The organism is Bartonella sp. AP40SXNS, assembly GCF_042195825.1.
In the GTDB taxonomy this organism is placed as follows: Bacteria; Pseudomonadota; Alphaproteobacteria; order Rhizobiales; family Rhizobiaceae; genus Bartonella.
Map to the genome: position 1 here is coordinate 228091 of NZ_JBHIPB010000003.1, position 6054 is coordinate 234144.

Annotated in this window: 4 protein-coding genes, 1 other RNA gene and 3 pseudogenes; 5 read left to right on the plus strand and 3 right to left on the minus strand. The window is 40.8% G+C overall.

The window, feature by feature from the left end:
- Window positions 1-7 precede the first annotated feature (7 nt).
- The 5 genes and pseudogenes from ACFILZ_RS03730 to ACFILZ_RS03750 all read left to right on the plus strand — a co-directional run bounded on the left by ACFILZ_RS03730 (window position 8) and on the right by ACFILZ_RS03750 (window position 2679).
- Window positions 8-190, plus strand: a complete 183-nt coding sequence (locus ACFILZ_RS03730) for a hypothetical protein (protein WP_375680861.1) — start codon at window positions 8-10, stop codon at window positions 188-190.
- 55 nt (window positions 191-245) lie between these two features.
- Window positions 246-583, plus strand: a pseudogene (locus ACFILZ_RS03735) (UDP-N-acetylglucosamine 1-carboxyvinyltransferase); the annotation flags it as partial.
- Window positions 584-1008: 425 nt separating this feature from the next.
- Window positions 1009-1401 carry a helix-turn-helix domain-containing protein gene (locus ACFILZ_RS03740; protein WP_375610852.1) on the plus strand — a complete coding sequence of 131 codons (393 nt, stop codon included), beginning with the start codon at window positions 1009-1011 and terminating at the stop codon, window positions 1399-1401.
- A gap of 281 nt (window positions 1402-1682) precedes the next feature.
- Window positions 1683-2040, plus strand: a pseudogene (locus tag ACFILZ_RS03745) (helix-turn-helix domain-containing protein).
- Window positions 2041-2285: 245 nt separating this feature from the next.
- Window positions 2286-2679, plus strand: a pseudogene (locus tag ACFILZ_RS03750) (helix-turn-helix domain-containing protein).
- 343 nt (window positions 2680-3022) lie between these two features.
- Here the strand turns inward: ACFILZ_RS03750 and ACFILZ_RS03755 are convergent.
- The 3 genes from ACFILZ_RS03755 to ssrS form a co-directional block, all read right to left on the minus strand.
- Window positions 3023-3844, minus strand: a complete 822-nt coding sequence (locus tag ACFILZ_RS03755) for a TIGR00282 family metallophosphoesterase (RefSeq protein WP_375607046.1) — start codon at window positions 3842-3844, stop codon at window positions 3023-3025.
- A gap of 18 nt (window positions 3845-3862) precedes the next feature.
- Entirely contained in the window at window positions 3863-4468 is a 606-nt protein-coding gene (locus ACFILZ_RS03760; RefSeq protein WP_375607091.1) for a 5-formyltetrahydrofolate cyclo-ligase, read from the minus strand.
- A gap of 338 nt (window positions 4469-4806) precedes the next feature.
- Window positions 4807-4967, minus strand: a non-coding RNA gene (gene ssrS, locus ACFILZ_RS03765) — 6S RNA.
- Window positions 4968-6054: the final 1087 nt, after the last annotated feature.

The following is a 6054-nucleotide window of genomic DNA, read 5'->3' on the forward strand; positions in this document are numbered from 1 at the left end:
GCTGGGCTTGGCTGGTGCATTTTTAATGGTTTACTCTCTTGCTTGTGGAATTTTGGAGCCGTACATTCTTGATGATTTTCTCAATAGTTCTTTCAAATCTCCATCTTTCAAGGGTATGGCTTTTGTGGCTGCTGTTTTCTTTTCGGAATGGTTTTTCTTTCGTGTAAAGTTTTGCTTCTCTCACTCTTGAGGAGGCTCGTGATTATTGTCTAAGTTTCGTTCATGGCGCTCATGACGCGGGGTGCATGACACGGGTTGAGGGAACCGCGCGGATTACAGAGACGATTTTTGAAAATCGTTTTATGCATGTTCAAGAACTCAATCGCTTGAGGGGCAAATAAAGCTTGATGGGCGAGAGAGCAACGCATCTCATGGAACAGAGAATTTGCAAGGGGGGCCTCATCATGGCGACGGATTTGCGCGCTTGTTGTTTCTCTTGTGATTGCAGCCCTCTTATCTTGTTCCATTGGCAGCAAAGGGAGAAACAATCGTCAATCGTGTTTATCATCTTGATCGTGGATTTGAGAGATTAGAAGAAAAATTAGCTCGTTGTGGCGCAAAAATCCAACGCATTACAGTGTAAAGCTTTCAAAGATATGCTCCAAAGAATGGCTTTGGGAGGGGGCGATATATTTTTAGGTGTGCTTTTTGGAGGCTTGATCTCAAGAATCAAGGGTTGTTAATCCTCTCAATAAACGTGGGTTTTATCTCATGGTTTTTACGAGCGAGCATAAGAGTTTGAGAGGCGAGGGTGGAGCTCATAAAATAAAGACTGTTTTTAAATTTTATTGCTAATTTCATGAAATTACTTTATACCTTAAAGGGTGACTTTGATCGTCTACGCAGCGATCAGTAGGGTCTGAAAGCCCTAAAGTTCGATCATAAAATGAACCTACTCTTGTAGGTATCCCGGAATTCCGGGAGTTTTTGCCATGTCCAGGTGCGCTCTAGCACTAAAAGCAAAAAAAGCTGATTCGAACTCAGTACTTTCAGACTCCCGGAATACTCATGCGAGGGCGCTCGCAACCGGCAGGGGAGCTTGAAGTGAAAGCTAAAAATCCACACTTTAACGACATTTCGATAGGCAGAAAAATTCGCTTTAAAAGAACAATGATTGGAAGGTCGCAAAAGAAATTAGGCAACCAGTTAGGAGTAACCTTTCAACAAATCCAAAAATATGAAAAAGGCTTCAATCGTATAGGGGCGGGGCGTTTACAAGAAATTGCCGATATTCTTAATGTTCCCATTTCCTTTTTTTATTCTGGTCTCTCAACAAAGGAAAACGTCTTGTATCCTTATGATGATGAGATCTCAAGCAAAGAAGAGCACATCCTTTTGAAAAGTTTTAGAGAACTCAAACCTCAAAAACAGCAAGCATTTTTGTGTTTGATTATCTCATGAGATAAAAACACTGTTTTAAATTTTATTGCCAATTTCCTGAAATTACTTTATACCTTGAAGGGTAACTTTGGTCGTCTACGCAGCGATCAACAGGGATTCAAAAACCCCTAAAATCCGAGTGTAAAAATGAACCTACTCTTGTGGGTGTCCCGGGATTCCGGGAGTTTTTGCTATGTCCAAGTGCTCTCTAGCACTAAAAGCAAAAAAAGCTGACTGAACTCAGTACTTTCAGACTCCCGGAATACGCATAAGAGGCGCTCGTACTCGGCAGGGGGTGCGAAGTGAAAGCTAAAAATCCACATTTTAACGATATTTTGATTGGCAAAAAAATTCGCTTGAAAAGAACAATGATCGGAAGGTCGCAAAAGAAATTAGGCAGCCAGTTAGGAGTAACCTTTCAACAAATCTAAAAATATGAAAAAGGCTTCAATCGTATAGGGGCGGGGCGTTTACAAGAAATTGCCGATATTCTTAATGTTCCCATTTCCTTTTTTTTATTCTGGTCTCTCAACAAAGGAAAACGTCTTGTATCCTTGTGATGATGAGATCTCAAGCAAAGAAGAATACATTCTTTTGAAAAGTTTTAGAGAGCTCAAACCTCAAAAACAGCAAGCAATTTTGTGTTTGATTGTCTCATGAGATAAAAACACTGTTTTAATTTTTATTGCTGGTCTCCAGAAATTATTTTATGAACAAGCACCAAGGTTCTCGTCGTATAGTGTGGTTGAATGGTGGAACCCAAAGCCTGAAAATCCAAGATGAAACATTAGCCTGCTTTATAAGTATCGCGAGATTCCGGGAGTTTTTGCTATGTCCAGGTGCTCTCTAGCACTAAAAGCAAAAAAGCTGACTCGGATTCAGTGTTTTTGACTCCCGGAATACCAATGCGAGGGCGCTCGCAACCGGCAGGGGAGCTTGAAGTGAAAGCTAAAAATCCACACTTTAACGACATTTCGATAGGCAGAAAAATTCGCTTTAAAAGAACAATGATTGGAAGGTCGCAAAAGAAATTAGGCAACCAGTTAGGAGTAACCTTTCAACAAATCCAAAAATATGAAAAAGGCTTCAATCGTATAGGGGCGGGGCGTTTACAAGAAATTGCCGATATTCTTAATGTTCCCATTTCCTTTTTTTTATTCTGGTCTCTCAACAAAGGAAAACGTCTTGTATCCTTGTGATGATGAGATCTCAAGCAAAGAAGAATACATTCTTTTGAAAAGTTTTAGAGAGCTCAAACCTCAAAAACAGCAAGCAATTTTAAGATTAAATTTTCGTTAGAATCAAAAAAAGACTAAAGAGGCTCTTGCTAAATAATAAATTATTATATAAAGCTTTTTTTAGAGAAGGGGGTTAACATTTCTCCTCCCCCCCCCCCGCAGAAATGTCGAAATAAAACCTCCTTCTCATCGTTTTAAAAATCACGAAAAATTTTATCCTTTATCCTTTATTTTTTTTTAAAAGAGTGACTTATTTGTGCTAGAAAAGTTGCTGTATTAGGTAAATTGGAGGGCGGGGTGTTTTTAGTAGGAATTTGGGAAGGGCTGGAAAAATCGTCTTGCCAAATAGAGTTCTCAAAAGGAAATCTTGGAAAGAAACTATCAAAGGGGCGGCTTAAAAGAAGCTACCAAAAATCCGGAACTTCAGGCTTTAAATGAGGACCAATCCGTACCGCCGAGACCTTTTCTGCTAAACCGGTGCGATCTGAAATCTCAACCGCTAAACCACAGAGGGTGGCAGGACCGCACGCCGGTTCAAAACGGTCTTGCTTCGTCTTATAAAGAAAACGGTGTAAGGGTTCTTCTTTATCCATTCCAAGAGATGAGTTATAATCTCCACACATGCCTGCATCTGTTAAATAGGCGCTCCCACCTTCTAAGATTTGCGCGTCAGCCGTGGGAATATGCGTATGGGTGCCAACGATAACACTCACACGACCATCAAGAAAATGACCAAAACATTGCTTCTCGCTTGTCGTTTCTGCGTGAAAGTCAAAGATAATCGTATCGGCTTGCTCCATCAACGAACAGGCAAGCAGAATATTTTCCGCTGTTTCAAATGGATCTTCTACTTTACACGGCATAAAAACGTTGCCCAACAGATTGGCGACAAGAACACGGGCGCCATTTTTTGCCGTAAAAACACCAGAACCTTTTCCAGGAGTTTCTTTCGAAAAATTGGCAGGGCGTAAAAAACGATCACTCTCATGGGCATATTGCAATGCTTCTTTGTGAGAAAAAGCATGATTACCTGTGGTGACAACATCAACACCGGTTATCAAAAGATCTTGATACGTTTCTTGTGTAAGACCAAAACCACCAGAGGCATTTTCACCATTTACCACAACAAAATCAAGCTGCCATTTCTCAATCAGTTGAGGAAGGTATTCAAAAACAGCTTTACAGCCTGTGCTACCAACAATGTCACCTAAAAATAAAAAACGCATAGGCGCTTTAATCACATTTTAACATTTTAAGAAACCTTTTTCTGTAAAAATTCCTTGTACCTGTAGATCATGTTCTGCTGCGGGAATAGAGGAAACCTCCTGACATGAAAACCCTATGCCCCATAATATCATTTGATGCCCTTGTTTTTCAAGAGCTTCAACAGCACGGTCATAATATCCTCCTCCATAGCCAAGACGGTGACATTGACGATCAAACGCAGAAAGCGGAACAATAATATTATTGGGGGCAACAACGTCATTGTCTGCACTGGGACCAAAGGTGCCAAAACGCATGGGCTCTAAAATCGTGCTGGGCGAAAATGCACGGAAAATCATGGTGGTGGAATTAAGAACTGCTGGTAAGGCTAAATGCCCACCGCGTAACGCTACAGCATCCAGTAAAGGACGCGGATCTATTTCCGATTTAATGGGCCAATAGCCTGCTAAAATGAGGCGTGAAAAATCGGTTCCCTTCTTTTCAAGGTATTCAATAAAGTGGCAACAAGCACGCTGCGAAAAGAGTGCGCGCTCTTCTGTTAAAAGAGCATCACGACGCGATAAACCGCTTTTGCGTTGCTGTGTGCGAAGGGATGAAGCAGATTCACAGAGGGGATTGTTTGTCATTGTCTCGTCAATTATTTTATAAGATGCTGGTATTTTATCCATTGTTGGCGTTTTGTAAATCTCTGTATGGATAAGAGCTTTGCTCATGAAAAAAAGCATGAAAAAAGTGTGTGCTCTTTAGGGGGTATCTTGGTGCAACAAGCCGCTTTTGCGTTGCTGTGTGCGAAGGGATGAAGCAGATTTATAGAGGGGATTATTTGGAAGTGCTGTCTGTTTTATAAAATGAAGCCTATCGTAATTTTTATTTCTTGAAAAGAGTATCGTCATTGGTCTTATGTAAAAAGATGCTCTCAATTTTAGCTGGAAAAATTTTTATGCAAAAAAGTTATACAAATAAAGGGTGATCCACAACAGCCGATGGAAAAAGCTGATCCCGGGAACCTATACAAATAGGTGGGCGCCATATGAAAAAGCCCACGGGCTTGATCAGGGACAGCTCCCTTGGAGATCATTAAGGTCTCAGGAATACGTTATTTCCTGTCGAGAAGCGCAGAACACCCTCCTTAATATAAAATAATTTCAGAGCTTCTGCTAGAGATAAAATAACCTCGCCCTCTTCTTTTTCATAACGTTTTTCAGGAGAGTTTTTAGAACCTTGCTGGTGGTTGCTCGAAATGGCTGTATGATGGATGGCTTATTCAAAGTAAAAAAGCAAAAAATATGAGTGAGGGTGGGTGATTGTGTGACGCAGAACGATTTATTGGCAATGGCTCTTTTGGAACAATGCTTGATTTTTATGTTTCGCAGGAATGCTTGGAGGAGTTTTGAAGAGAAATATTTCTTATTCAAAAGGATGTTGGTTGAACTGGTGTTGCACCTTTGAAGTTTCTACTTTGTGAAGCCATATTTCAGGGCTATTTTATCAACTTTGAGGGGGGAGGAGAGCCGATACGGTATGTGCTGCTATGGTTGAAGTTCATAAAAATAAAAAACAGACGATGATAGTTTATCAGAGGCGCTAAGCGATGTTTTAAGATTTTTTCAAAAAGTGTTTTTTGAGCTTCGTGTTTACAAATTTTTTATCCATGATGGAAGGTGTGAAAAGAAGAAACGGCGTGAAGAGGACTCAAGCGTGGAGCGTTTGCTTGCTATGAGAAGAAATGCTGTAGGGGGTATATTGGAAGTGTTTGGAAGATGCCTTCAATACAAAAAAAGTCCAAATTCAAAAAAGGCACTGTGAATTGTGTGGGGGGATGTGTGGTTATAAGCAGGGGCAGTTTATTGAGTGGAATGTGTAGCGGGCTTGCGTCTTATCTAGATTTGAAAGGATGTCGTAAAGTGTCTCGTTCTTGAATGGTTTCAAAGAGCTTGTGGTGATTGTTCGTCTAACAGAGCTTGCACGCGCTTTTGAATCCTGCGCATTTGTGGAGTGTAATCCAATGCTGTTTCATCAATCTTAAGAGCCAAGTTTGGGACGCTCTGTTGCTTCCATGGTAATGGCTAAGTTTCAAAAAAGGCACTGTGAATTATGTGGGGGGGGGGATGTGTGGTTATAAGCAGGGGGCTTTTAGTTTATTGAGTGGAATGTGTAGCGGGCTTGCGTCTTATCTAGATTTGAAAGGATGTCGTAAAGTGTCTCGTTCTTG